Genomic DNA, 23,456 nt, shown 5'->3' on the forward strand with positions numbered 1-23,456 from the left:
CGAACAGTGACCGTGTCATCGTGGCGTTCCAGGGCCAACGCCCGACACGCGGGTAACTTGGCAAGGTTGTGGCAGGCTGAAGCCGGGCAGGTCACACTCGACTAGCGGAAGCAGCGACGCACGTGACGTCGGCAGGCACCACCCGGGAGGTTCCCATGCCCGAACTGCGTGTCGTGGCCGTCTCAAACGACGGCACACGACTGGTGCTCAAAGCTGCGGACAGCACGGAGTACACGCTTCCGATCGATGAGCGGCTGCGTGCCGCCGTGCGCAACGACCGCGCTCGGCTCGGCCAGATCGAGATCGAGGTGGAGAGCCATCTCCGCCCGCGTGACATCCAGGCGCGTATACGCGCCGGCGCCTCCGCCGAGGAGGTCGCCCAGTTCGCCGGCATCCCGGTGGACCGGGTGCGCCGCTTCGAGGGCCCGGTGCTCGCGGAGCGTGCGTTCATGGCCGAGCGCGCCCGGAAGACTCCTGTGCGCCGTCCCGGTGAGAACACCGGACCCCAGCTCGGCGAGGCGGTGCAGGAGCGGCTGCTGCTGCGCGGAGCCGATCGGGAAACCGTCCAGTGGGACTCCTGGCGCCGGGACGACGGCACCTGGGAGGTCCTCCTCGTCTACCGCGTCGCCGGTGAACCGCACGCCGCGAGCTGGACGTACGACCCGCCGCGGCGGCTCGTACAGGCGCTGGACGAAGAGGCGCGTTCGCTGATCGGTGAGACCGACGATGTCGCGGCTCCCGAGCCGAGCTTCCCGTTCGTGCCCCGGATCGCACGGCTGCCGCGCGACCGGCCCCTGGACCGCGCGCTCGACCGGCAGACCGAGCGCCCCGCTCCCCCGGCGCCGGAGCCGGAGGAGCGCGTCAGCGGTGTGTCGGCGGGCGAGCGCGATTCGCTGACCAGCCTGCTGGAGGCGGTGCCGAGCTTCCGTGGCGACATGGTCGTCCCTGAGCGTCCTTCGCAGCCCGAGCCGCCCGCGATCGAGCCCGCGCCGCAGCAGGAGCCCGAGGCCGACGAGCCCCCGGCCGCGGCGGCGTCCGCCGGTGCGGGTTCTGCCTACGCCGATGTGCTGATGCCGCGCGCGGTGGCAGGTCACCGCGACCGGCTGACCGGGACGACGGACCGCCAGGCCGAAGCGGACGGCGTGCGTCCGGGCCGCAGAGCCGCGGTGCCGAGCTGGGACGAGATCGTCTTCGGTACCCGCCGGAAGAAGCAGGACTGAGGGAAAGCCCGGCACCTGTGACACGAGGAGGGCCTGTACGCAGCCGCGTACGGGCCCTCGCTCTGTCGCGTCAGTCCGGGTCCGGGCCCGTGGCGACGGGCCTGGAGGTGTCCGCCGTCCACTCCGACCAGGACCCCGCGTACAGGGCGGCCGGGTGTCCCGCGAGCTCCAGCGCCAGCACCTCCTGGGCGGCCGAGACGCCCGAGCCGCAGTAGACGCCGACCTGGGTGCCCGCGTCGGCGCCCAGGGCGGAGAAGCGGGAGGCGAGCGAGGCCGCGGGCAGGAAGCGCCCGTCCTCGCCGACGTTCTGCGTGGTCGGGGCGGACACCGCCCCGGGGATGTGGCCGCCGACGCGGTCGATCGGCTCCACCTCCCCCCGGTAGCGCTCTGCCGCCCGGGCGTCGAGCAGCAGACCGGAGCGGGCGAGTTTCGCGGCCCCGTCGGCGTCGAGGAGGGCGAGCGCGCCCGGCCGGGGCCTGAAGTCGCCCTGGGCGGGCTCCGGGACGCTGGTGGTCAGCTCGCCCGTCCATGCGGCGAGGCCGCCGTCCAGCACCCGGACGTCGTCGTGCCCGGTCCAGCGCAGCAGCCACCATGCTCGGGCCGCCGCCCAGCCCTGGGCGCCGTCGTAAGCCACCACGGGCGTGTCCTGGCCGACGCCCGCCCGGCGCATGACGGCCCCGAAGGCCTCCGGGTCGGGCAGCGGGTGACGGCCGCCGCTGCCGGCCGGTCCCGAGAGCTCGGATTCGAGGTCGACGAACACGGCCCCGGGGATGTGCCCTGCCTCGTATGCGGTGCGGCCGTCCGGCCCGCCGAGCTGCCAGCGGACGTCCAGGAGGACCGGCGGACGCGGCCCCGCCGACTCGCTCACGTATTCGGATGCGGTGATGATGGGCTTCATGGATGCCATCCTCGCGCAGCGGCGGCCCGACCGGTGACGTATCCGCTAAGTGGATGTACCCCATCAAAACGGTCTTCGGCCTGATGGGAAGCCGGAAAACGCGGCGCGGCCGGGGTGCCTGCGGGCCTCAGTGGTGCGAGCATCTGCACGGAGCGTACGCACTCGTATCCGTACCGCCGGACACCGTGCGGGCTCCGCCCCCGTACGGCCACCCGAAGGTGCGAGGAGAGAGAAGATGACCGAGGCTGCCACCCGGCGCCTGCCTGGAGCACCGTGCTGGGTGAGTCTTATCGTGCACGGTCTGACCGCCACCGAGGACTTCTACAGCCAGTTGTTCGGCTGGGAGTTCCGGCCCGGACCCGAGCAGCTGGGGCCGTATGTCCGGGCGTTGCTGTGCGGCAAGGAAGTGGCCGGTATCGGTCAGCTGCCGCCCGACCGGCACCTCCCGATCGCCTGGACGACCTATTTCGCCACCCAGAACGCGGATGCCACCGCGGAGTCGATCCGCTCCTGCGGCGGAACGGTGGCCGTCGGCCCCCTCGTCGCCGGGAACGCGGGCCGCCTCCTGGTGGCGTCCGACCCGACCGGTGCCGTCTTCGGTGCCTGGCAGCCCGCCGAGCACCTCGGTGCGGCTCTCGCGGGCACACCGGGCACTCCCGTGTGGAACGAGCTCCTGACCCGGGAGACCGCCTCGGTCGCCAAGTTCTACCAGGCGGTGTTCGGGTTCGAGACCGAGGCCGTCGTCTCCGCCGACTTCGACTACCAGACCCTGCACATCCAGGGCCGCCCGGTGGCCGCCCTGCACGGCGTGGGGCACGCCCTGCCGCGTGACCGCGGCCCCCACTGGATGACGTACTTCCAGGTCGCCGACACGGATGAGGCGGCGGCACGCGTCGTGGAGCTCGGCGGGCATGTGCTCCAGCCGCCGAGGGAGGGTTCCAGCGGGCGGCTGGCCACGGTGGCGGACCCCGAGGGTGCGGTGTTCACGATCGTGCGGCCGCCCGGCAGCTGACCTCGGGCCACCCCGCTGCGTCACGCCCCGCCGTCGGCGCGCGATGTCTTCGCGTCCTGTTCGGAGAAGACGGGCACATGCGTTCTTCGCCGGGATCAACGCGATCCTCACGATGTACATGAACCTGCTGAGTATCGGGATCCCGCTGTGGATCGTGGGACGCACCGACGTCTCGGCCGCGCTGAGAACATCCGCTGCCGGGCCCCGGAGCTCTCCCTGTCAGCTCGCCGTACGGGCGCGGAGGGCCAACGCCTTGATCTGGGCGGCGAGTTCGGGAACGGGGCCGGCCGTCTCCTGGGCCGGGACCACGTCCCGGATGGACAGCGGGCTCAGGGGCGAGGTGGTGGGCGCGCCCCATTCCGCCTTCCAGTCCCGGGCCTGCTGGGACGAGCTCGCGTACACGATGCGGCCGAGTCCGACCCACCCGTGCGCGGCCGCGCACATCGGGCAGTGCTCACCCGAGGTGTAGACGGTCGCCGCGGCCCGCTCCTCGGGGCTCAGATGGGTGGCGGCCCAGCGGGCGAGTTCGAACTCGGGGTGCTTGGTCGGGTCACCCGTGGTGGACTCGCGGTTGCGGTCCTCGGCCAGGATCTTGCCGTCCGCGTCGACGAGTACGGAGCCGAACGGCCGGTCGCCGGCGTCCACCGCCTCGGCCGCGAGTTCCACGCAGCGGCGCAGATAGGCCAGGTCGGCTTCGGTGACGCCTGCGGCGCGACCGCCGTCTCCCTCGGGAAGGTCGTCGTCGGCCACTGTCACTCCGTCTCTGTGGGGTATCGGTGCGCCCGGTGCGCGGCCACGGTGGCCAGGGCCTGCCAGGCCGACTCGGGCCTGAGGGTCTCTTCCGGGTCACCGTTGTAGGGGTCGAGCAGCACGGTTTCCGCACCGGCGAGGCGCAACTGCTCGATGTCGTCGAAGATCTGCTCGATGGTGCCTTCGCCGGCACGGCGGTCCGGGTGGACAACGGGCTTTTCCATGAGCCGCAAAGTGATGCGCGGCACCAGATCGGGCACCGGCCTCTCAAGTTCGGCCGCAATATCCTTGAGGCGGTCGACCGCCTCAAGGAACCAGGGCAGTGTGAAACGCAGTGGATGCCATGGCATACCGAGACGCGCCGCCCGACGCATTGCGACATCGCTGTTGCCGCCGACCCAGATCGGAATCTGCCCGCTCCGGTAGTCGGCTTCGTCGTCCCATGCGGTGCGTAGTTCCCGAAGGTGTTCGTCGGTCAGTGCGCCGCGCTTTTCGAAGGGGACTCCCAGCGCCTCGAATTCCTCCCGCGCCCAGCCGACACCGACCCCGAGAATAAGCCGTCCGCCGGAGAGTTCATGCAGGTTGGCCGCCATTCGGGCGGTCAGCAGGGGGTGCCGGTAGGGCAGGATGAGAACCGTGGTGCCCAGCTGGATCCTGGTCGTGATTCCGGCCAGCCAGGCGAGCGTGGTGAACGGCTCGTAGAACGGGGCGGGATACTGCTCGGCGACATCCGATGTGATCACGACATGGTCGGAGACCATCAACAGGTCAAAGCCGAGACCTTCCACTGTTTCGGCCCACCGGGCAAGATTGTCCGGGGTCGCGCCTGGGCCGAAGTTAGGAACATTTACGCCTATCCGCATGCTCCGAGAATAACAACTCATGGACATCGATGTGGAGTTACCGACGAGTGCCACGCCGTCCCGAATGGAAAAGGGCGTGACATACGGTCCGTGCATTCCGGTCATGTCCCTTCATCCGAGTGCCGGGGACGTCGTGTCGGGGACGTCGTTCCGAGGGCGTCGCGTCGGGGGCGTCGTGCCGAGGGGAGGAGCAGCAAGGCGGCCAGTGCGGCCGCGGTCGCCGGGAAGAGGGCGGACGGGCCGCCGGCGGAGAGCAGCGGGCCACCCGCGAGCGAGCCGACCCCGGTGCCGACGTCGAAGGCGGAACGCCTGCGCCGGTCGGACTCCACCGGGCCACGGCCGGTCCGCGCGGCCGGATCCGCCGGCGTGATCAACGCGACCGGGCCGCGCCCGGGGGCAGGGCGTGGAGCCGGCGCAGCGCGGGACGCGGCCGTAGGTCCTGGATCAGGCGCAGGCCGATGATCAGGCGTAAGCCGTGGGACGTCTTCTCGGGCACGTGGACGAAGGTACCCCCGCCGGGCGGCGAAACGGGCTCCGTACATGCGGAGTTCACAGTGCGGCGCACGAACGGGGCCCGGTTCGGGAGGGCGGTTTCTAGGGATCGTCGCAACACGTGGCTGGTTTGATCAGACGGCGATCAGTTTATGCAGGCGCTCGGCTGGGGTTTCCCAGCCGAGCGTTTTGCGTGGGCGGCCGTTCAGTTCAGCGGCGACGGCGTCGAGGTGTTCGCGGGGGTGGGCGGCGAGGTCGGTGCCCTTGGGGAAGTACTGACGGAGCAGGCCGTTGGTGTTTTCGTTCGAGCCTCGTTGCCAGGGGCTGGCGGGGTCGCAGAAGTAGACCGGGACCTGGGTGGCGATGGTGAAGGAGCCGTGGCTGCCCATCTCGCTTCCCTGGTCCCAGGTCAACGATCGTCGCAGGTGAGCGGGCAGGGTCTGGACCGTGGAGACCAGCGCGTCCCGGACGCTTTCGGCGCCGTGGTCGCCGGGCAGATGCAGGAGCATGACGTAGCGGGTGGCGCGCTCGACCAGGGTGCCGATGGCCGACTTCCCGTCCTTGCCGATGATGAGGTCGCCCTCCCAGTGGCCGGGGACGGCTCGGTCCTCCGCCTCCGCAGGTCGTTCGCTGATCATGACCATCGGGGTGGCGAACCGTGGCCGGCGCTGCTGGGCCTGGCGGCGGGGTTTGCGTCGGGCGCGGCCCGTGCGCAGAGCGCGGGCCAGCTCGCGGCGTAGTTCGCCCCGGCCCTGGACGTAAAGGGCCTGGTAGACGGTCTCGTGGACCACGTGCATCTCCGGCTGCTGGGGGAACTGTGCCCGCAGAGCCTGGCAGATCTGTTCAGGGCTCCACCGAATGTGCAGGTGGTCCTGGATGAAGTCCCGCAGTCTGGGGTTCTGGCCGATCTTCCCGGGCTTGGGGCGGGGCCGGCGGGCATCGGCGCGGGCCTGGGCTGCGTGCGGCCGGTACTGGCCGTTGCCCGGATGCCGGTTGCGGCGGATCTCCCGGCTGACCGTGGACGGGCTGCGGCCGAGTTCGGACGCGATCGCCCGGATCGTCGCCTTCTCCCGCAGCCGGTCGGCGATGTGGATCCGGTCGCTTTCCCGCAGATACCGCGAGGGACCAGGCGGGGGCGCCACCGTGTTGATCGGTGGCGCCCCGACATGCCCGCCGGACGGGGCGCGGCCGTTACGCCAGCGCCGTCCGGTCTTCTCGTTGATGCCGACGGCCCGGCACGCCTCTTTGTTGCTCACGCCCTGCTGCATGAGCTGAAGGTAGAAGCGCCGCTCCTCGGACAAGGAACGGCGCCCCTGGATGACGGACCTGTCCCGGATCTTGAAATCCATCGCATCCCCTGAACTGGGGTGTTGCGACGATCTCTAGAACCCAAGGGAGAGAGCCGGGCCCACGTACCGTCCGGGGCGTACCGTCCGGGCTACTTCTGCTGGTCGGTGACCTCGGCCGTGACCTTCTGGATCGCCTTGAGCGCGAGGTCGGGGCGGTCGGTGTGGATGTAGTGGCCGGTCTTGGGGGCCATGCTGAGCGTGCTGCGGCCGGAGATGGCGAGCCACTCCTTCTGCCCGTCGGCCCACATCTTCTCGAGGGCCGTCTCGTACTCCGGGACCTGGGCGTACTGGGATTCGTGCCTGAGTATCTCGACGGGAATGTCACCGGCGGAGTGGACCTCGCCATCGGCGATGACGTACTTCTCCGGGTTCTGCCCCTCGTTGACCCCGATCGTCTGCTCACGCAGCTGGCCACCGATCCCGGTGGCGTCTTCCGGGATCACCTTCGAGACATCGGCGGTCAGCGTGGGAATGGTGGCGTCCATCAGGACCAGGCCCTTGATCCGGTCCTTGTGGTCGGGGGCGTAGCGCGCGGCGATGTAGCCGCCCAGCGAGTGGCCCGCCAGCACGACGGGACGGTCGCCGGCGAGCCGGTCGAGCACCGAGGTGAGGATCTCACCACTGTCGTTGATGCCCTGCATACCCTTCGGCTTGTCGCTCTTGCCCTCGCCGAGCCGGTCGTAGGAGCAGACCCGGGCCTTGCCGCTCAGACTCTTCTGGAGCGGAGCCATCGTGTCCAGCCCGTCTCCCCCACCCGCCATCAGCATGACCAGCGGGCCGCTCCCCGACCCGTCGCCGGAGCAGGAGACGTTCACCGAACTGCCCCCGACGGAGAGCTTCTTGGTCCCGGTGAACGGGTCCCCCAGGGAGCCCTTCCCGGCCGAGGTGGAGTCGTCCTTGACGTACTCCTCGTAGGCGACAAGCCCCACACCGCCCACGACGCAGCAGACAGCGATGACGGCGATGGACTTGACGAGGGTGCGGACCATGGGGGGAACTCCAGGAAGCGTGGGCGGGACAGGGTGCGGAGGACGGGACACTCCGGAAGTGCGACTGACAGAACTCTATGAATTCGGGGGTTGACGGGTCGTCACCCTGCGGTGGACACAACCACGTAGCTCTCCAGGGGGACAGCGCCCGATCGCGCTCTTCAACGGTTGACGTCGTGCCGCGGCACGCCGTGCGGGTTCCGGTGAATCGCGTTCAACTTCTTGACGTGTCAGCAACAACGCCGCAATCATCTGGTCACCGAGAGAGCGCTCTCTCGGAGATTTTGGCGACCAACTAGGAGACGCCATGCAGAGCAGTTCATCCCTCCCGGTGACCAACGGCAGAAGATCCCTGGTTCTGGCCGTGGTCGTCGCTGTCCTCGCGAGCCTGGCTCTCGCCCTGAACGGCAACACCCCCGCCAAGGCCGCGGACTCCACCCTGCTGTCGTACGACAAGCCCGGCACGGCCTCGACGTACCAGGACGCCAACAGTTGCGTCGGCTGCACCCCGGCCAAGGCGTTCGACCACGACCCTGCCACCCGCTGGGCCACCAGCGACAGCGACGGCTGGGTCGACCCCGGCTGGATCAGCGTCGACCTGGGGGCCACCGCGCACATCACGCAGGTCGTGCTGCAGTGGGACCCGGCGTACGCGACGTCCTACGAGATCCAGACGTCGCCCGACGGCAACGACTGGACCAGCATCTACTCCACGACCGCCGGCAAGGGGTTCAAGGAGACCCTGGACATCGAGGGTGACGGCCGCTACGTGCGGATGTACGGCACCGCGCGCAGCAACGGCTACGGATACTCGCTGTGGGGCTTCGACGTCTACGGCACCGGCGGCGACCCGACCCCGCCGCCCGCCGCGCCGCCGGCGCCCAACGACCCGCCGCAGCTGGTGTGGAGCGACGAGTTCGACGGCCCGGCCGGCAGCAAGCCCGACACCGCCAAGTGGTTCCAGGACACCGGCCGGGGCGAGAACGGTGAGCTGGAGGAATACACCGACGGCGACAACACCACCATGGACGGCGAGGGCAATCTCGTCATCGAAGCCAGGAGGGAGGCCGACGGCTCGTACACCTCGGGCCGTATCAACACCTCGAAGTCACTGAACTTCGCCTACGGCCATGTCGAGGCCCGGATCAAAGTGAGCGGCACGCAGGGCCTGTGGCCGGCGTTCTGGATGCTCGGATCCAACTTCAACGAGGGCACCCCGTGGCCGAACTCGGGTGAGATCGACATCATGGAGCACGTCGGCAGCGTCGCGGACTCCGTGTACTCCACGCTGCACGCGCCCGCCTACAACGGCGGTGGCGGCTACGGATCTCCGTACACCGTGGCCGGCAGCGACTTCGCATCGGACTTCCACGTCTACGCCGTCGACTGGGACGCCGACCACATGACGTTCTCCGTGGACGGCAACGAGTTCTTCACGGCGGACAAGGAGACGGTGGAGGCCACCCAGGGCCCCTGGGTCTACGACCACCCGTTCTACATCATCCTCAACAACGCGGTGGGCGGCGACTGGCCCGGAGCCCCGGACGACTCGAGCGTCTTCCCGCAGCAGATGCTGATCGACTACGTGCGGGTCTCGCAGTAACGAGCAGCGAGTAGCGAGCAAGCAGGGAAACGACGGCGACAGCGCGCCGGCTTCAGTGTGATGACGTGCCGTCAACTAATGAAGACGCCCGCACCCGGTCTCCCCACCGGGTGCGGGCGTCAGGGCGCCGCGGACACCGCCCGGGGCGACACGGAGCCAGAGCATGGCGTCTCCATGACCGTCGAGGGCCGCGGGATGGATGTCCGCCTCGAAGTAGAGGATGCCTTGGAGGGAGCCGGGAGAGAGCGGGCGGGCAGTGTCTCGCCGCCACGGCGCGGACCGGTGGTCCCGCCACGACGGCAGGTGACGTGGGAGACGTCGCAACCGCGGCATCGGTCGCGTACGTGTGCGGCGCTGCACCACATCGCACGACGCGATGTCGCCCCAGGCATCAAGCGGATGACACGGGCAGAACATCCGGCGACAGCGCACCCGTGCGGGCGGACGCAGCAGTCACACGGCGCCGGTGATGACGGCGGCAGAGAACCTCGTAACAGGCCTCACCCAGCGGCCGGTTCACATCACCGACCGCGACCTGCGCCCCCTCGATGACCATCTCGCCATCCATGGTCCGCGCGTTGTGGGTGGCACGGGCTCCGCACCAGCAGAGAGCTTCGACCTGAAGCTGCTCGATCCGGTCGGCCAGCTCGATCAGTCGCTGCGAACCGGGAAAGAGTTTCGTGCGGAAGTCCGTCGTGATACCGAAAGCGAAGACGTCCATGTCCAAGTCGTCCACGACGCGAGCCAGTTGATCGATCTGGGCCGGAGCCATGAACTGCGCCTCGTCCACGATCACGTAGTCGACCCTGCCGCCCTTGGTCAGCTGAGCGACCAGATACGCGTACAGGTCCATCCCGGCGACCACCTCGACGGCCTCCGTGACCAGGCCGAGTCGCGAGGACAGCTTCCCCTCACCCGCCCGGTCGTCCCTGGTGAAGATCACGCCCTGGAGCCCCCGGGCCGAGCGGTTGTGTCCGATCTGGAGAGCCAGTGTGCTCTTCCCGCAGTCCATCGTCCCGGAGAAGAACACGAGCTCGGGCATCGGAGGGTGCGCGCCTTTCGGAGGTGGGTGCGGGGAGCAGGGGCGGGAGAAGGCCGGCTACGAGCGTACTTCGAGGAGCGGGACCAGCTGTTCCAGGGGGGTGAGCGAGCCGTGCATCCCCACCATCGCGGACTCGTGGGGCTCCTTGGCCGACGCGGTGATCACCACGTCGTCGTGGGCGGCCGCCACCACGTCGCCGATCCTGCCGTACACCCGCTCGTCGATCCGCGGGCCGAACCAGCCCGCCGCGACGGCCTCGTCACGGCTCGCCACCCAGAACTGCTCGCCGAGCACCTCGCGCCAGACGGTCAGCACGTCGGCCTCGGCACCGGGGACCGCGTACACATGGCGGGCCCTGCCCTCGCCGCCCAGCAGGGCGACACCGGCGCCCAGCTCCCAGTCCTCGTCGAAGTCGATCCGTGAGTGCTCGTCGAACGGGATGTCGATCATGCCGTGGTCGGCGGTGATGTAGAGCGCCGTGCGGGGCGGCAGCTGCTCGGCGAGGCGCCGGGCGAGCCCGTCGACGTACATCAGCTGGCCCCGCCAGGCGTCGGAGCCGACGCCGAAGCGGTGCCCCTGGCCGTCGACCTCGCTGTAGTACGTGTAGACGAGGGACCGGTCACCCGCGGCGAGCCGCTCGGCCGCGAGGTCCATCCGCTCCTCGCCCGTGAGCCGGCCGAGGAAGGAACCGCCGCTGAGGGCCACCTTGGTCAGGGGGGTCTGCTCGAAGCCCGGGGCGGAGACCTGAGCCGTGCGCACACCGGCCGCGTCGGCGAGCTGGAAGACCGTCGGGTACGGCTGCCAGGCCTTGAGGTCGGTCCACGGCTTCCAGCGGAGCTGGTTCATGAGCGCGCCCGTACCGGGGTTGCGCACCGTGTAGCCGGGAAGACCGTGCTCGCCGGGGGGCAGGCCCGTACCGACGGAGGCGAGCGAGGTCGCCGTGGTCGCCGGGAACCCCGAGGTGATCGGCCGGCCCGTGCCGCCCCGGGAGGTGGGGAGCAGGGAGTACAGGAAGGGCGCCTCGTCCGGGTGGGCCCTGATCTGCTCCCAGCCGAGTCCGTCGATCAGGAAGACGCAGTTCCGGTCGGCGGGGGTGAGCTCCGGGATCACCGCGTCGAAGCCGGGTACGCCCTGGCCGGCGACGAGCGTCGGCAGCAGATCGGCGAGCGAGCCACTGCCGTACTCGGGAACGGGCGCGGTCTCGGGAGCGAGCAGAACGGGGTCCTGCCAGGCGGGCTGGACCATCAGCGGCCGGTCGCCGCGGTCGCGGCCGTGGCCTCGGAGAGCGACTGGGCGAAGGCGAGGGTCTGGCGCACGGTGTCCAGGCCGTCCCCGGCCTCGCTGACGCGGAGGCTCAGGTCGTCGGCGGTGGAGCTGCCGGTGTAGCCGTGGTCCGCCTCGCAGTTGGGGTCGCCGCAGGCCGCGGGCTCCAGGTCGATGCGGGAGACGGCGCCCCAGCCGATGGTGAGGACGACCTCGCGCGGCAGCGTGCCGGGCACGTACTTCTCGGGGTTGGCGACGACACGGCTGACCACGACGGACGAGATCCGGTCGAGCTTGACCGACTCGGTGGACGTCGTGGCGTACGGCGTCGGGGAGCTGGTGTCGGCGGCCTGCTCATCGGTGTGGCTGACGATGAAGCGGGTGTCCGTCAGGACGAGGACCGTGACATGGCGGCGGACCTCGTTGGAGTCGAAGGTGGTCTCCTGGTGCACCAGATACGAAGCGACCGGCTCTCCGCCGACGGCGGCCTCCACCGCCTCGGCCACGAGGGCCGGGTAGTAGCCGCTGCGCTCGATCGCCGTGCGCAGCCCCTGGGTCGTCGTACCGGTCTTTGCCATGGGGACCATCCTACGGGGGGCCGGTGGCTGCCGGGGACGCCCTGCACGGGTCTCCGGGCGGTCAGTAGCTGGGGAGCCGGCGGGGGCCGAGATCGTTGCGGGCCGGCGGCGGTGCGAGCCGGACGCTCGCCCCGAGCACCGTCAGTCCGTGCGTGGCGACGACCACGGGTTCCAGGGTGACCGAGACCACCTCGGGATGGTCGTCGACCAGCCGGGACACCCGCAGCAGGAGCTCTTCGAGCGCCGCGGTGTCCGTCGGCGCGGAGCCGCGCCAGCCGAACAGCACCGGGGCCGCCTTGATGGAGCGGATCAGTTCGGCCGCGTCGCGGTCGGTGGCGGGCACGAGCCGGTGGGCCGTGTCGCCCAGCAGTTCGGAGGGCGCGCCGGCCAGGCCGAAGGAGAGGACGGCACCGGCCGCCGCGTCGATGGACGCCCTGACGACGGTGTCGACGCCCCTGGGTGCCATGGCCTGGACGACGGGCCGTAGTTCGGCGGGCGCGCCGAGCAGACCGGTCAGTTCGTCGTACGCACGGCGCAGGGCGTGCTCGCCGGAGAGGTCGAGCCGGACACCACCGAGGTCGGCGCGGTGCCGGAGGTGGGGCGCGGTGGTCTTGAGCGCCACCGGGTAGCCGAGCTTCGCCGCGGCGGCGACGGCTGCCTCGGGGTCAGGGGCCGGGAGCGCCGGCCGGACGGTGACGCCGTAGCGGGCGAGCAGCTCGCGTGCCTCGTCGTGGGTGAGCGGGCGGCCACGGGGGTCGGGGGTCGGGCCGAGCAGTGTCTCGATCAGTGCGGCGGTGCCGTGCTCGTCGATGGTGTCGTCCAGGAATTCGGGCACCTTGCCGGGGGTGGCCGCCTGGCGCCGCCACTGGGCGTACTTCACTGCCTCGGCGAGCGCGCGTACGGCTCGCTCGGCGGCGGGGTAGGCGGGGATCCGCCCGGCGGAGGGCCCGGGGGTCGCGGGGTCTGCGGGACCTGAGGGGCCTGCGGGGGCGCGGGACGCACCGGACGCGTCGGGTGCGGGGGCGCCGACCGGGGGCTCGCCGACCGAGGCGGGCGCGCCGGGCCGGGGTGCGCCGGGGGGTTGGGCGCCGGGTGCCGATCCGCCGGGGGGCTGGGCGCCCGGTGCGGAGATGCCGGGGGTCCGGGATCCGGGCACCGATTCCCCGGGGGCCCGGACGCCGGACGCGGAGGCGCCGGACGCGGAGGCGCCGGGCGGCTGCGGATCCGGGGCGGTGGCGGACGCGGCCGGCCGGGACGCGGCTCCGGACCCTGGCCCTGGCCCTGGCCCCGTGGCCGTGCCCGTGGCGGCGGCGAGGGCTCCCGCCAGGCCGCCCATCTCCACATGGACCACCGCCACCGGCTTGGCCGGGCCACCGGCCACCGCCTCGCGCAGCGCGGCCCCCAGGACCTCGCCCTCGCCGGTCTCCGCCTCGCCGTTCTCCCCCACCCACGGGATCGCGGTCACGACCACGGCGTCGCAGGCGCCGTCGGCGAGCGCCTCGGCCAGGGCGTCCCGGAAGTCCTGCGGGCTCGCCACCGTGGTGAGGTCGCGGGGCGGGCGCGGGCGCAGCCCCTCCGCCAGGCAGGCGTCGTAGGTGAGGAGACCGAGCGACTCCGAGTTGCCCAGGATCGCCACCCGGGGACCGTCGGGCAGGGGCTGGCCCGCGAGGAGCAGGCCGACGTCGACCATCTCCGTCACGGTGTCGACACGGATCACGCCCGCCTGACGCATCAGCGCGGAGACCGTCGCGTCGGGGATACGGCTGACGGGCACGGCGTGCCCCTGCGGGTTGGAACCACTGTGCCGGGCGCCCTTCACCACGACCACCGGCTTCACTGCGGCCGTCCGGCGGGCGAGCCGGGTGAACTTGCGCGGATTGCCGAGTGATTCGAGGTACAGCAGGGCGACATCGGTGTCCTGGTCCTCGTACCAGTACTGCAGGAAGTCGTTGCCGGAGACATCGGCACGGTTGCCCGCGGAGATGAACGACGACAGCCCCGCACCCCTGCGGTGCAGGCCCGACAGGAGGGCGATCCCGATGGCGCCCGACTGGGTGAAGAGCCCGATGCGGCCTGCCTCGGGCGACTCGGGGGCGAGGGAGGCGTTGAGGCGGACCGCCTCGGAGGTGTTGATGATGCCGAAGGCGTTCGGGCCGATGATCCGCATGCCGTACGAGCGCGCCTGACGGACCAGCTCCCGCTGCCGTTCCCTGCCTTCGGCGCCGCGCTCCGCGTAGCCGGCGGACAGCACGACCAGGCCCTGGACCCCGTGTTCCCCGCAGTCGGCGACGACCTCGGGTACCCGGTCGGCGGGGACGGCGACGACCGCGAGGTCGACCTGCTCGCCGATCTCGCCCACGGAGCGGTGGGCGGGCGCCCCTTCGACCGCGCCGGTGTCCGGGGCGAACGACGTGTTCACCGCGTACGCGTGTCCGGTGAAGCCGGAGCCGAGGAGGTTGCGCAGCACGGTCCGGCCCACTCCGCCGGGCGCCCGGCCGACGCCGACGACCGCGACGGACCCGGGGGCCAGCAGCCGCTGGACGGACCGCGCTTCGGCCCGCTGTTCACGGGCGCGCTGGACGGCGAGGGACTTGGCCGTGGGTTCCAGGTCGAGGGTGAGGTGGACGGAGCCGTCCTCGAAGCTGCGCTGCTGGGTGAACCCCGCATCCCGGAACACCTTGATCATCTTGTTGTTGGCGGGCAGCACCTCTGCGGCGAAGCGACGGATGCCCCGCTCCCGTGCCACCGCCGCGATGTGTTCGAGAAGGGCGGACGCCACTCCACGGCCCTGATGGGCATCCTGCACGAGGAAGGCGACCTCGGCCTCGTCCGCCGGGGCGGAGGCGGGCCTGCCCTGCGTGTCGATCCGGTCGTAGCGGACGGTGGCGATGAACTCGCCGCCGACCGTGACGGCAAGTCCCACCCGGTCGACGTAGTCGTGATGGGTGAAGCGGTGCACGTCCCGGGCGGACAGACGCGGGTACGGGGCGAAGAAGCGGTAGTACTTCGACTCGTCGGACACCTGCTCGTAGAAGCTGACCAGCCGTTCGGCATCGTCCGTGGTGATCGGCCTGATGCGCGCGGTGCCGCCGTCGCGGAGCACCACGTCCGCCTCCCAGTGGTCGGGATACACGTGAGGCGGACTCTGCTCCGGAGTGGGCTCCATGGGCCAAGACTACGACCCGGGGCACCGGTCGCGGCGAGACCTCGGCAGGGGCACGCTGAGGGTGCCGACGGGCGGTGAGCGGCCGACGACGGTGGCGGGCACGGCGGACGGTCGCGGGCACAGCAGTACGCACTGCATGAGAGACTGGTCTAGACAACCCATAGATTCGTGAAGGGCAGAACCATGGCTGAGCGCCGCGTCAACGTCGGTTGGGCCGAGGGCCTGCACGCCCGCCCCGCTTCCATCTTCGTCCGTGCCGCCACGGCCTCCGGCGTCCCCGTGACGATCGCCAAGGCCGACGGCAACCCGGTGAACGCCGCCTCCATGCTCGCGGTGCTCGGCCTGGGTGCCCAGGGTGGCGAGGAGATCGTGCTCGCGTCCGAGGCGGACAACGCCGAGGCCGCCCTCGACCGCCTGGCGAAGCTGGTCGCCGAGGGGCTCGAGGAGCTCCCGGAGACCGTCTGACTCCGGTCGCTTCGAAGCGGAGTTTTTCTGCGGAAAGGCCGCGGCACCCCACCGGGAGCCGCGGCCTTTCTGTATTCCACGACAACGCACACAGCGCTCGTTAAAACATGGATCAGGGCAGCAGAAAGAAAGCCCTGCGATAATTACTCTCTTTGTATACGGCGCTTTTGTTAATGGCGGGATCCTGCGATGTTGACGGGGTGTTGCGAAGTCCTCACCCCGGCCGCACGCGCAGTCCGCACGCCCGTCGCCTGCCCGGCCGTCCGCGCGCCCGTCGCCTGCCCCGGCGTACGCCGCAGCCGATGCGCCGCGGTGGCCCGCTCCGCGTGCTGGACGGCGAGCGCCCTGGCCCGCTCCGCGTCACGGCGCGCCACCGCGTCGACGAGGGCGCCGTGCTCGGCCCAGGAGTCCGCGGGGGCCGGCGGCTGCTCGACGGCGTACATCCAGGCGATCTTGTGCCGGAGCTGGGTGAGCAGCGCGATGAGCGCGGGGCTTCCCGAGGCCTGCGCCAGCGTCTCGTGGAACCAGCCGCCCAGGGCGCGCAGGTCCTCGCCCTCCCCCCGGCGTACGCGCTCCTGCCCCAGCTTGACCAGGCCGCGGAGCACCTTGAGATGCGCCTCGGTGCGGCGCTGGGCCGCGCGTGCGGCGCCGAGGGGTTCCAGGAGCATGCGGATCTCCAGGAGGTCGGCGGCCTCCTGCCCGGTCGGCTCGGCGACACAGGCGCCGGCGTGCCTGCGGGTGACGACGAACCCCTCGGACTCCAGGGTGCGCAGCGCCTCGCGCACGGGCACACGCGAGACGCCGTAGCGACGCGCGAGCACCTCTTCGGTGAGGCGGCTGCCCCGTTCGAAGACACCGGAGACGATGTCGTCACGGATTGCCGTGCATACCGAATGCGCGGGAATACGCATGTCCGAACCTCCGCCTTAATCACCGCGAAACGCGGCCGATCGACGCCTGTTCTGTGACTCTATTGCAATCAGCCAGAATTTCCGATGGCGGGGTGGAATCCATGGATATCTTTTGGCCGTCGAGACACTCGGCGACGAGTGCGGCACGCGCCCCGTGAGGAGGGGCGGGGTGGGGTCAGACCTGGACGCCGTGGGCGCGGAGGTAGGCGACGGGGTCCATGTCCGAGCCGTAGGCGGGGGTGGTCCTGGCCTCGAAGTGCAGGTGCGGCCCGGTGGAGTTGCCGGTCGAGCCGGAGAGGCCGATCTGCTCGCCCGAGCCGATGCTCTGACCGACGAAGACGCCGATCGAGGAGAGGTGGCCGTACTGGGTGTACGTGCCGTCCTTCATCTTGAGCACGATGTTGTTGCCGTACGCGCCGCCCCAGCCGGCCTCGACGACCGTGCCGGCGCCGACGGCGACCACGGAGGTGCCGGACGCGGCCTGGAAGTCCACGCCGGAGTGCGTGCCGGAGGACCAGAGCGCGCCGCCCGACTTGTATCCGGTGGTGACGTGCGAGCCGGCGACCGGCAGGTGGAAGGCGCCCCGCCGGGCACGCTCGGCGGCGCGGGCGGCGCGCGCCTTCTCCTCGGCGACCTCCTTGGCGCGGGCCTCGGCCTTGCGCCTGGCCTCCGCCTTGGCCTTGGCCTTGGCCTTCGCTTCGGCGGCGGCCTTCGCGGCGACGTCGGCCTGGTGTTGCTGGACCTTCGCCTGGGCGGCGATCTGGTCGGCGAGGGTGGCGTCGAGGGCGGCGGTCTGGGTCAGACCGGTACCGGTGACGGCCTGGGAGTCGGCCGCGAGAGCCGGGGAGGCGGTGGCGCCGATGACGCCGGTGGTGGCCAGGGCGGCGACGCCGGCGACCTTGGCGCTCCTGCGCGTCAGGCGGCTCGGGGCACGGTGCTTCCCGGTGGCACGGATGAACGCCATGGAGGGGCTGGGTCCTTTCCTTCCTTCTCGCCTACCGGGTTAGCGGTGGGGGTAACCCCAGGCCGTTCAGGCACTGGGGGAGGGTTCGGAGCAGGAAGGTCTCCTACGGGCCTCCAGGCCTCCGACGAGGCGCAGAGATCCGATTAACCCCAGGGACTTCATGGGTCCCCGGCTCCCCAGGCTCGCGCCTGACGGGGACTCGGCGATGGCTGCCCGGCGCCGCGGATGCGGCATTCGTCCGGCGGACAGCCGGGCCGACGCTAGAGCGGGCCGCTTCACGCCGCCAAACGAAAAGGGCCTTTTGTCGCACATCACACAGGATGAAAACGGCATTTCTCTGCACATCGGACAAACAACAGGACCCCGGCGGAAACCACCCGCCGGGGTCCTGCATGTCCTGTTCCGTCAGCCGCTGACGACCGACACCTCGCCGATGCCGAGTGCCTTCACGGGCTCGGCGATCTGCGCGGCGTCCCCGACCAGGACGGTGACCAGCCGGTCGACCGGGAAGGCGTTGACCACGGCGGCGGTCGCCTCGACCGTGCCGGTGCCGGCCAGGCGTGCGTACAGCTCGGCCTGGTAGTCGTCCGGGAGGTGCTGCTCCACCTGGTCGGCCAGGGTGCTTGCGACGGAGGCCGCCGTCTCGTACTTCAGCGGGGCGACGCCCACGAGGTTCTGCACGGCCGTCTCACGCTCGGCGTCGGTGAGTCCCTCGGCCGCCAGGGTGCGCAGGACCTTCCAGAGGTCGTCGAGCGCGGGCCCGGTGGACTCCGTGTCGACGGAGCCGCTGATCGCGAGCATCGCCGCGCCCGTGGTCCCGGACGAGGAGCCGGGCGCCGTCGAGCGCAGCACCTGCCCGAAGGCCCGGACACCGTAGGTGTAGCCCTTCTCCTCACGCAGCACGCGGTCGAGCCGGGAGGTGAGGGTGCCTCCCAGGCAGTACGTGCCGAGCACCTGGGCCGGCCACACGCTGTCGTGCCGGTCCGCGCCGATACGGCCGATCAGCAGCTGCGTCTGGACGGCTCCTGGGCGGTCCACGATGACCACACGGCCGGTGTCGTCCGCGGTGATCGGAGGCACGGGCCTGGCCTGGCCCGCGTTGCCCGACCAGTCACCGAGGGTCTCGGCGAGCAGCGCGTCCAGGTCGACCCCGGTGAGGTCACCGACGACGACCGCCGTCGCCGTGGACGGACGCACATGGGCGTCGTAGAAGGCGCGTACGGCCGCGGCGTCGATCCGCCCGACCGTCTCCTCCGTGCCCAGACGCGGACGCGACATCCGCGCCGTGGCGGGGAAGAGCTCCTTGGAGAGCTGCTTGGCGGCCCGCCGGGCCGGGTTGGCCTGCTCGTGCGGGATCTCGTCGAGGCGGTTGCCCACCAGACGCTCGACCTCGCTCTCCGCGAAGGCGGGGGCCCGCAGGGCCTCGGCGACCAGGCCGAGTGCCTTGGTCAGCCGGGAGACCGGGACCTCGAGGGAGACGCGGACGCCCGGGTGGTCGGCGTGTGCGTCGAGCGTGGCGCCGCACCGCTCGAGTTCGGCGGCGAACTCCTCCGCGGAGTGCTTGTCCGTGCCCTCGGACAGCGCGCGCGCCATGATCGTGGCCACTCCGTCGAGGCCGTCGGGCTCGGCGTCCAGCGGGGCGTCGAGGAAGATCTCCACGGCGACGACCTGCTGGCCGGGACGGTGACAGCGCAGCACGGTCAGCCCGTTGGGCAGGGCGCCGCGCTCGGGCGCGGGGAAGGCCCAGGGCCTGGCCTCGCCTGCGGTCGGCTGCGGGTGGTACTCCATCGCTACTCCAGTCACGGCGGCGTCGGTCACTTGTCGGCCCCTTCGGGCGCGTCGGTGCCCTCTGTCTCATCGGCCGGTTCGACCGGCTCGTAGACCAGGACCGCACGGTTGTCGGGGCGCAGGTGTGCCCTGGCGGCGGCCTTGACCTCGTCGGCCGTCACGTCGAGCACCCGGCCCACCGCGGTCAGGGCGAGCTGCGGGTCGCCGAACAGGACGGCGTACCGGCAGAGTTCGTCCGCGCGGCCGGCGACCGTGCCGAGACGGTCCAGCCACTCGCGCTCCAGCTGCGCCTGGGCGCGCTCCATCTCCTCGGGCGTGGGGCCCTCTTCGGCGAAGCGGTTCAGCTCCTCGTCGACGGCCGCCTCGATCTGCGGCACCTCGACGCCCCCGGACGTCTTGACGTCCAGCCAGCCGAGCGAGGGCGCGCCGGCCAGCCTGAGCAGCCCGAACCCCGCGGCCACCGCCGTACGGTCGCGGCGCACCAGCCGGTTGTGCAGGCGGGACGACTCGCCGCCACCCAGCACCGTCAGCGCCAGGTCAGCGGCGTCGCACTCGCGCGTGCCGTCGTGCGGAAGCCGGTAGGCGGCCATCAGCGCACGCGCGGGAACCTCCTCCTGGACCACTTCGCGCAGCTGTTCGCCGATGGTGCCCGGCAGGGTGCCGTCGCGCGGCGGCTGCTTGCCGTCGTGGGACGGGATGGAGCCGAAGTACTTCTCGATCCAGGCGAGCGTCTGCTCCGGGTCGATGTCCCCGACCACGGAGAGCACCGCGTTGTTCGGCGCGTAGTACGTGCGGAAGAACGCCTGTGCGTCCGCCAGCGTCGCCGCGTCCAGGTCGGCCATCGAACCGATCGGCGTGTGGTGGTACGGGTGGCCCTCCGGGTAGGCGAGGGCGGTGAGCTTCTCGAAGGCCGTGCCGTACGGGACGTTGTCGTAGCGCTGGCGTCGCTCGTTCTTCACGACGTCCCGCTGGTTCTCCATGGACTCCTCGTCGAGCGCGGCGAGCAGTGAGCCCATCCGGTCGGCCTCGAGCCACAGGGCGAGCTCCAGCTGGTGCGTGGGCATCGTCTCGAAGTAGTTGGTGCGCTCGAAGCTGGTCGTGCCGTTCAGGGAACCGCCGGCTCCCTGCACGAGCTCGAAGTGCCCGTTCCCCTTGACCTGGCCCGAGCCCTGGAACATCAGGTGCTCGAAAAGGTGAGCCAGGCCCGTGCGCCCCTTGACCTCGTGGCGCGAGCCGACGTCGTACCAGAGGCAGACCGCGGCGACGGGGGTCAGATGGTCCTCGGAGAGCACCACGCGCAGGCCATTGGCCAGACGGTGCTCGGTCGCCGTCAAGCCGCCGGAGCCGGCCTGGGCTGTGGCCGTGTGACCCATGGGCATGTACGTCCCTTCGATCGGTACAGGTTTTCCTGCCGGACCTGCCACTCTAGGCAGGCGCACGGGTACCTGGCGAAGTTCCCGCCGGGTGAATGTTGTCTTGGACTCCGCCGTCGACGGGGCTCCGTCGAGGCTCTGTGGACCGCTTCGGACGGGTCGAGGTCGGCGTTGTCAGTACGGCGGTCCACAATGGTCGGCGTCAGAACCTGAGGTTGCCCGCCCGAATCTGTGAAGGAGTCGCAGCCGCGATGGCCCGCCGCAGCACGAAAACCCCGCCGCCGGACGACTTCGAGGAGAAGATCCTCGACATCGACGTCGTCGACGAAATGCAGGGCTCCTTCCTCGAGTACGCGTACTCGGTGATCTACTCCAGGGCGCTGCCCGACGCCCGCGACGGCATGAAGCCGGTGCACCGCCGCATCGTGTCCCAGATGAACGAGATGGGACTGCGCCCCGACCGTGGGTATGTGAAGTGCGCCCGTGTCGTCGGCGAGGTGATGGGCAAACTGCACCCGCACGGCGACGCGTCGATCTATGACGCACTGGTGCGCATGGCACAACCGTTCTCGATGCGCCTGCCCCTCGTCGACGGGCACGGCAACTTCGGCTCCCTGGGCAACGACGACCCACCGGCCGCCATGCGGTACACCGAGTGCCGGATGGCCGACGCCACGTCACTCATGACGGAGTCGATCGACGAGGAGACCGTCGATTTCCAGTCGAACTACGACGGCCAGGAGCAGGAGCCGGTCGTCCTCCCGGCGGCGTATCCGAATCTCCTGGTCAACGGCGCTTCCGGGATCGCGGTCGGCATGGCCACCAACATGCCCCCGCACAATCTCGGCGAGGTCATCGCCGCCGCCCGCCACCTCATCAGGCACCCGGGCGCCGACCTCGACACGCTGATGCGCTTCGTCCCCGGCCCCGATCTGCCGACCGGCGGCCGGATCGTCGGCCTCGGCGGCATCAAGGACGCCTACGCCGCCGGGCGCGGGACCTTCAAGATCCGCGCCACGGTCGCCATAGAGAACGTCACGGCCCGCCGCAAGGGTCTCGTCGTCACCGAACTGCCGTTCACCGTCGGTCCGGAGAAGGTGATCGCCAAGATCAAGGACCTGGTCGGCTCGAAGAAGCTCCAGGGCATCGCCGACGTCAAGGACCTCACCGACCGGGCGCACGGTCTGCGTCTGGTGATCGAGGTCAAGAACGGCTTCGTGCCGGAGGCCGTGCTGGAGCAGCTCTACAAGCTGACGCCGATGGAGGAGTCCTTCGGCATCAACAACGTCGCGCTGGTCGACGGACAGCCGCTCACCCTGGGGCTCAAGGAGCTCCTCGAGGTCTATCTCGACCACCGCTTCGATGTGGTGCGCCGGCGCAGCGAGTTCCGCAGGACCAAGCGCCGCAACCGGCTGCACCTGGTCGAGGGGCTCCTCGTGGCCCTGCTCGACATCGACGAGGTCATCCGCCTCATCCGGGACAGCGACAACTCGGCGCAGGCGAAGGAGCGCCTGATGGAGCGTTTCTCGCTGAGCGAGATCCAGACCCAGTACATCCTGGACACCCCGCTGCGCCGGCTCACCCGCTTCGACAGGATCGAGCTGGAGTCCGAGCGCGACAAGCTCACCGAGGAGATCGCCCAGCTGACCGCGATCCTGGAGTCCGACGCCGAGCTCCGCAAGCTGGTCTCGTCGGAACTCGCCGCGGTGGCCAAGAAGTTCGGCACGGAGCGGCGTACGGTGCTGCTGGAGTCGGCGGGCTCGCAGATCGCCGCCGTGCCGCTGGAGGTCGCCGACGACCCGTGCCAGGTGCTGCTCTCGTCGACCGGACTCCTGGCCCGTACGGCCAACGCCGAGCCTCTCACCCAGTCCGAGGACACCAAGCGCACGAAGCACGACGCGATCGTCTCGGCCGTACCCGCGACGGCACGCGGCGAGGTGGGCGCGGTGACGTCCGGCGGACGCCTGCTCCGGCTCTCGGTGATCGACCTGCCGCAGCTGCCGGACACCCACGCCGCTCCGAACCTGTCGGGCGGTGCCCAGATCTCGGAGTTCCTGACGCTGGAGGCGGACGAGGAGCTGATCTGTCTCACCACCCTGGACGAGGAGGCGCAGGGGCTTGCCATCGGCACCCTGCAGGGGGTGGTGAAGCGCGTGGTGCCCGACTACCCGCCCAACAAGGACGAGTTGGAGGTCATCTCGCTGAAGGACGGTGACCGGATCGTCGGCGCCACGCAGTTGCGTACGGGCGAGGAGGACCTGGTGTTCATCACGTCCGACGCGCAGCTGCTGCGCTATCCGGCCTCGGCGGTGCGTCCGCAGGGGCGCGCGGCGGGCGGCATGGCGGGCGTCAAGCTCTCCCCGGACGCCACCGTTCTCTCGTTCGGCGCGGTTGATCCCTCCGCGGATGCCGCGGTGTTCACGGTCGCCGGGTCGCACGGCACGCTGGACGACTCCGAGCGGACATGGAAGCTCACTCCCTTCGACCAGTACCCGCGCAAGGGCAGGGCGACGGGCGGGGTGCGCTGCCAGCGCTTCCTCAAGGGGGAGGACGTCCTGGTGTTCGCCTGGGCGGGCGGGACCCCGGCACGTGCGTCCCAGAAGAACGGCGCACCGGCCCAGCTGCCGGCCCCCGATCCGCGCCGTGACGGTTCGGGCACCCCGCTGACGAGCCCGGTGGCGGTGATCGCCGGACCGCTGTAGGACGCGGACACCGGCCGGACGGCGAGGG

The 23,456-nt window shown here is 70.9% G+C and carries 18 protein-coding genes, 1 pseudogene and 1 riboswitch; of the genes and pseudogenes, 5 read left to right on the top strand and 14 right to left on the bottom strand.

All coding sequences use genetic code 11. From position 1 onward, the window contains the following. Window positions 1–155: 155 nt before the first annotated feature. Window positions 156–1,220: a septation protein SepH gene (sepH, locus tag OG623_RS07620; RefSeq protein WP_406145440.1), complete on the top strand. Its 1,065-nt coding sequence runs from the start codon at window positions 156–158 to the stop codon at window positions 1,218–1,220. A gap of 70 nt (window positions 1,221–1,290) precedes the next feature. On the opposite strand, the gene OG623_RS07625 is transcribed toward sepH, so the two are convergent. Then, window positions 1,291–2,118 (bottom strand): sulfurtransferase, encoded by an 828-nt coding sequence (locus OG623_RS07625; protein WP_406145442.1) that lies wholly within the window; start codon window positions 2,116–2,118, stop codon window positions 1,291–1,293. A 235-nt stretch (window positions 2,119–2,353) separates the two neighbouring features. On the opposite strand from OG623_RS07625, the gene OG623_RS07630 reads away from it, so the two are divergent. Next, window positions 2,354–3,130 carry a VOC family protein gene (locus OG623_RS07630; protein ID WP_406145443.1) on the top strand — a complete coding sequence of 259 codons (777 nt, stop codon included), beginning with the start codon at window positions 2,354–2,356 and terminating at the stop codon, window positions 3,128–3,130. Between the two features lie 219 nt (window positions 3,131–3,349). On the opposite strand, the gene OG623_RS07635 is transcribed toward OG623_RS07630, so the two are convergent. The 5 genes from OG623_RS07635 to OG623_RS07655 form a co-directional block, all read right to left on the bottom strand. Next, window positions 3,350–3,880 carry a nucleoside deaminase gene (locus tag OG623_RS07635; protein WP_406145445.1) on the bottom strand — a complete coding sequence of 177 codons (531 nt, stop codon included), beginning with the start codon at window positions 3,878–3,880 and terminating at the stop codon, window positions 3,350–3,352. Between the two features lie 2 nt (window positions 3,881–3,882). Next, window positions 3,883–4,743: an LLM class flavin-dependent oxidoreductase gene (locus tag OG623_RS07640; protein ID WP_406151723.1), complete on the bottom strand. Its 861-nt coding sequence runs from the start codon at window positions 4,741–4,743 to the stop codon at window positions 3,883–3,885. Between the two features lie 370 nt (window positions 4,744–5,113). Beyond that, on the bottom strand, window positions 5,114–5,239 hold the full coding sequence (locus OG623_RS07645) for a hypothetical protein (protein WP_406145447.1): 126 nt from the start codon (window positions 5,237–5,239) through the stop codon (window positions 5,114–5,116). A gap of 130 nt (window positions 5,240–5,369) precedes the next feature. After that, a complete protein-coding gene (locus OG623_RS07650; protein WP_406151725.1) occupies window positions 5,370–6,491 on the bottom strand; it encodes an IS30 family transposase in 1,122 nt (373 codons plus the stop codon). Between the two features lie 182 nt (window positions 6,492–6,673). Beyond that, the gene (locus OG623_RS07655; RefSeq protein WP_406145448.1) at window positions 6,674–7,573 is read right to left on the bottom strand and encodes an alpha/beta fold hydrolase; all 900 of its coding nucleotides are present in this window, start codon (window positions 7,571–7,573) and stop codon (window positions 6,674–6,676) included. Between the two features lie 430 nt (window positions 7,574–8,003). Between OG623_RS07655 and OG623_RS07660 the strand changes: the two are divergent. Further along, window positions 8,004–9,176, top strand: a pseudogene (locus OG623_RS07660) (family 16 glycosylhydrolase); the annotation flags it as partial. A gap of 391 nt (window positions 9,177–9,567) precedes the next feature. Here OG623_RS07660 and OG623_RS07665 read toward each other — a convergent pair. From OG623_RS07665 to OG623_RS07680, 4 genes are all read right to left on the bottom strand, one after another. Further along, window positions 9,568–10,218 (bottom strand): thymidine kinase, encoded by a 651-nt coding sequence (locus OG623_RS07665; RefSeq protein WP_406145450.1) that lies wholly within the window; start codon window positions 10,216–10,218, stop codon window positions 9,568–9,570. Window positions 10,219–10,275: 57 nt separating this feature from the next. Further along, window positions 10,276–11,463 (bottom strand): alkaline phosphatase family protein, encoded by a 1,188-nt coding sequence (locus OG623_RS07670; protein ID WP_406145452.1) that lies wholly within the window; start codon window positions 11,461–11,463, stop codon window positions 10,276–10,278. Next, on the bottom strand, window positions 11,463–12,059 hold the full coding sequence (locus OG623_RS07675) for a DUF5998 family protein (protein ID WP_362888809.1): 597 nt from the start codon (window positions 12,057–12,059) through the stop codon (window positions 11,463–11,465). The genes OG623_RS07670 and OG623_RS07675 overlap by 1 nt, the downstream gene beginning before the upstream one ends. Before the next feature lie 61 nt (window positions 12,060–12,120). Then, window positions 12,121–15,225, bottom strand: a complete 3,105-nt coding sequence (locus OG623_RS07680; protein WP_406145453.1) for a GNAT family N-acetyltransferase — start codon at window positions 15,223–15,225, stop codon at window positions 12,121–12,123. A gap of 183 nt (window positions 15,226–15,408) precedes the next feature. Between OG623_RS07680 and OG623_RS07685 the strand changes: the two genes are divergently transcribed. Further along, a complete protein-coding gene (locus tag OG623_RS07685; protein WP_018520603.1) occupies window positions 15,409–15,690 on the top strand; it encodes an HPr family phosphocarrier protein in 282 nt (93 codons plus the stop codon). Window positions 15,691–15,860: 170 nt separating this feature from the next. Here OG623_RS07685 and OG623_RS07690 read toward each other — a convergent pair whose 3' ends face one another. The 4 genes from OG623_RS07690 to OG623_RS07705 all read right to left on the bottom strand — a co-directional run bounded on the left by OG623_RS07690 (window position 15,861) and on the right by OG623_RS07705 (window position 20,732). Next, window positions 15,861–16,601, bottom strand: a complete 741-nt coding sequence (locus OG623_RS07690; RefSeq protein ID WP_406145454.1) for a GntR family transcriptional regulator — start codon at window positions 16,599–16,601, stop codon at window positions 15,861–15,863. Between the two features lie 175 nt (window positions 16,602–16,776). Next, entirely contained in the window at window positions 16,777–17,565 is a 789-nt protein-coding gene (locus OG623_RS07695; RefSeq protein ID WP_406145455.1) for a M23 family metallopeptidase, read from the bottom strand. 13 nt (window positions 17,566–17,578) lie between these two features. Next, window positions 17,579–17,780: riboswitch (cyclic di-AMP (ydaO/yuaA leader) on the bottom strand. Window positions 17,781–17,970: 190 nt separating this feature from the next. Further along, window positions 17,971–19,353, bottom strand: a complete 1,383-nt coding sequence (locus OG623_RS07700) for a M16 family metallopeptidase (RefSeq protein WP_406151726.1) — start codon at window positions 19,351–19,353, stop codon at window positions 17,971–17,973. 26 nt (window positions 19,354–19,379) lie between these two features. Next, the gene (locus OG623_RS07705; protein ID WP_406145456.1) at window positions 19,380–20,732 is read right to left on the bottom strand and encodes a M16 family metallopeptidase; all 1,353 of its coding nucleotides are present in this window, start codon (window positions 20,730–20,732) and stop codon (window positions 19,380–19,382) included. A gap of 245 nt (window positions 20,733–20,977) precedes the next feature. On the opposite strand from OG623_RS07705, the gene OG623_RS07710 reads away from it, so the two are divergent. Beyond that, the gene (locus OG623_RS07710; protein WP_406145457.1) at window positions 20,978–23,428 is read left to right on the top strand and encodes a DNA topoisomerase (ATP-hydrolyzing) subunit A; all 2,451 of its coding nucleotides are present in this window, start codon (window positions 20,978–20,980) and stop codon (window positions 23,426–23,428) included. Window positions 23,429–23,456: the final 28 nt, after the last annotated feature.

The sequence above is a fragment of the Streptomyces sp. NBC_01012 genome (genome assembly GCF_045162755.1).
Lineage (GTDB): Bacteria > Actinomycetota > Actinomycetes > Streptomycetales > Streptomycetaceae > Streptomyces.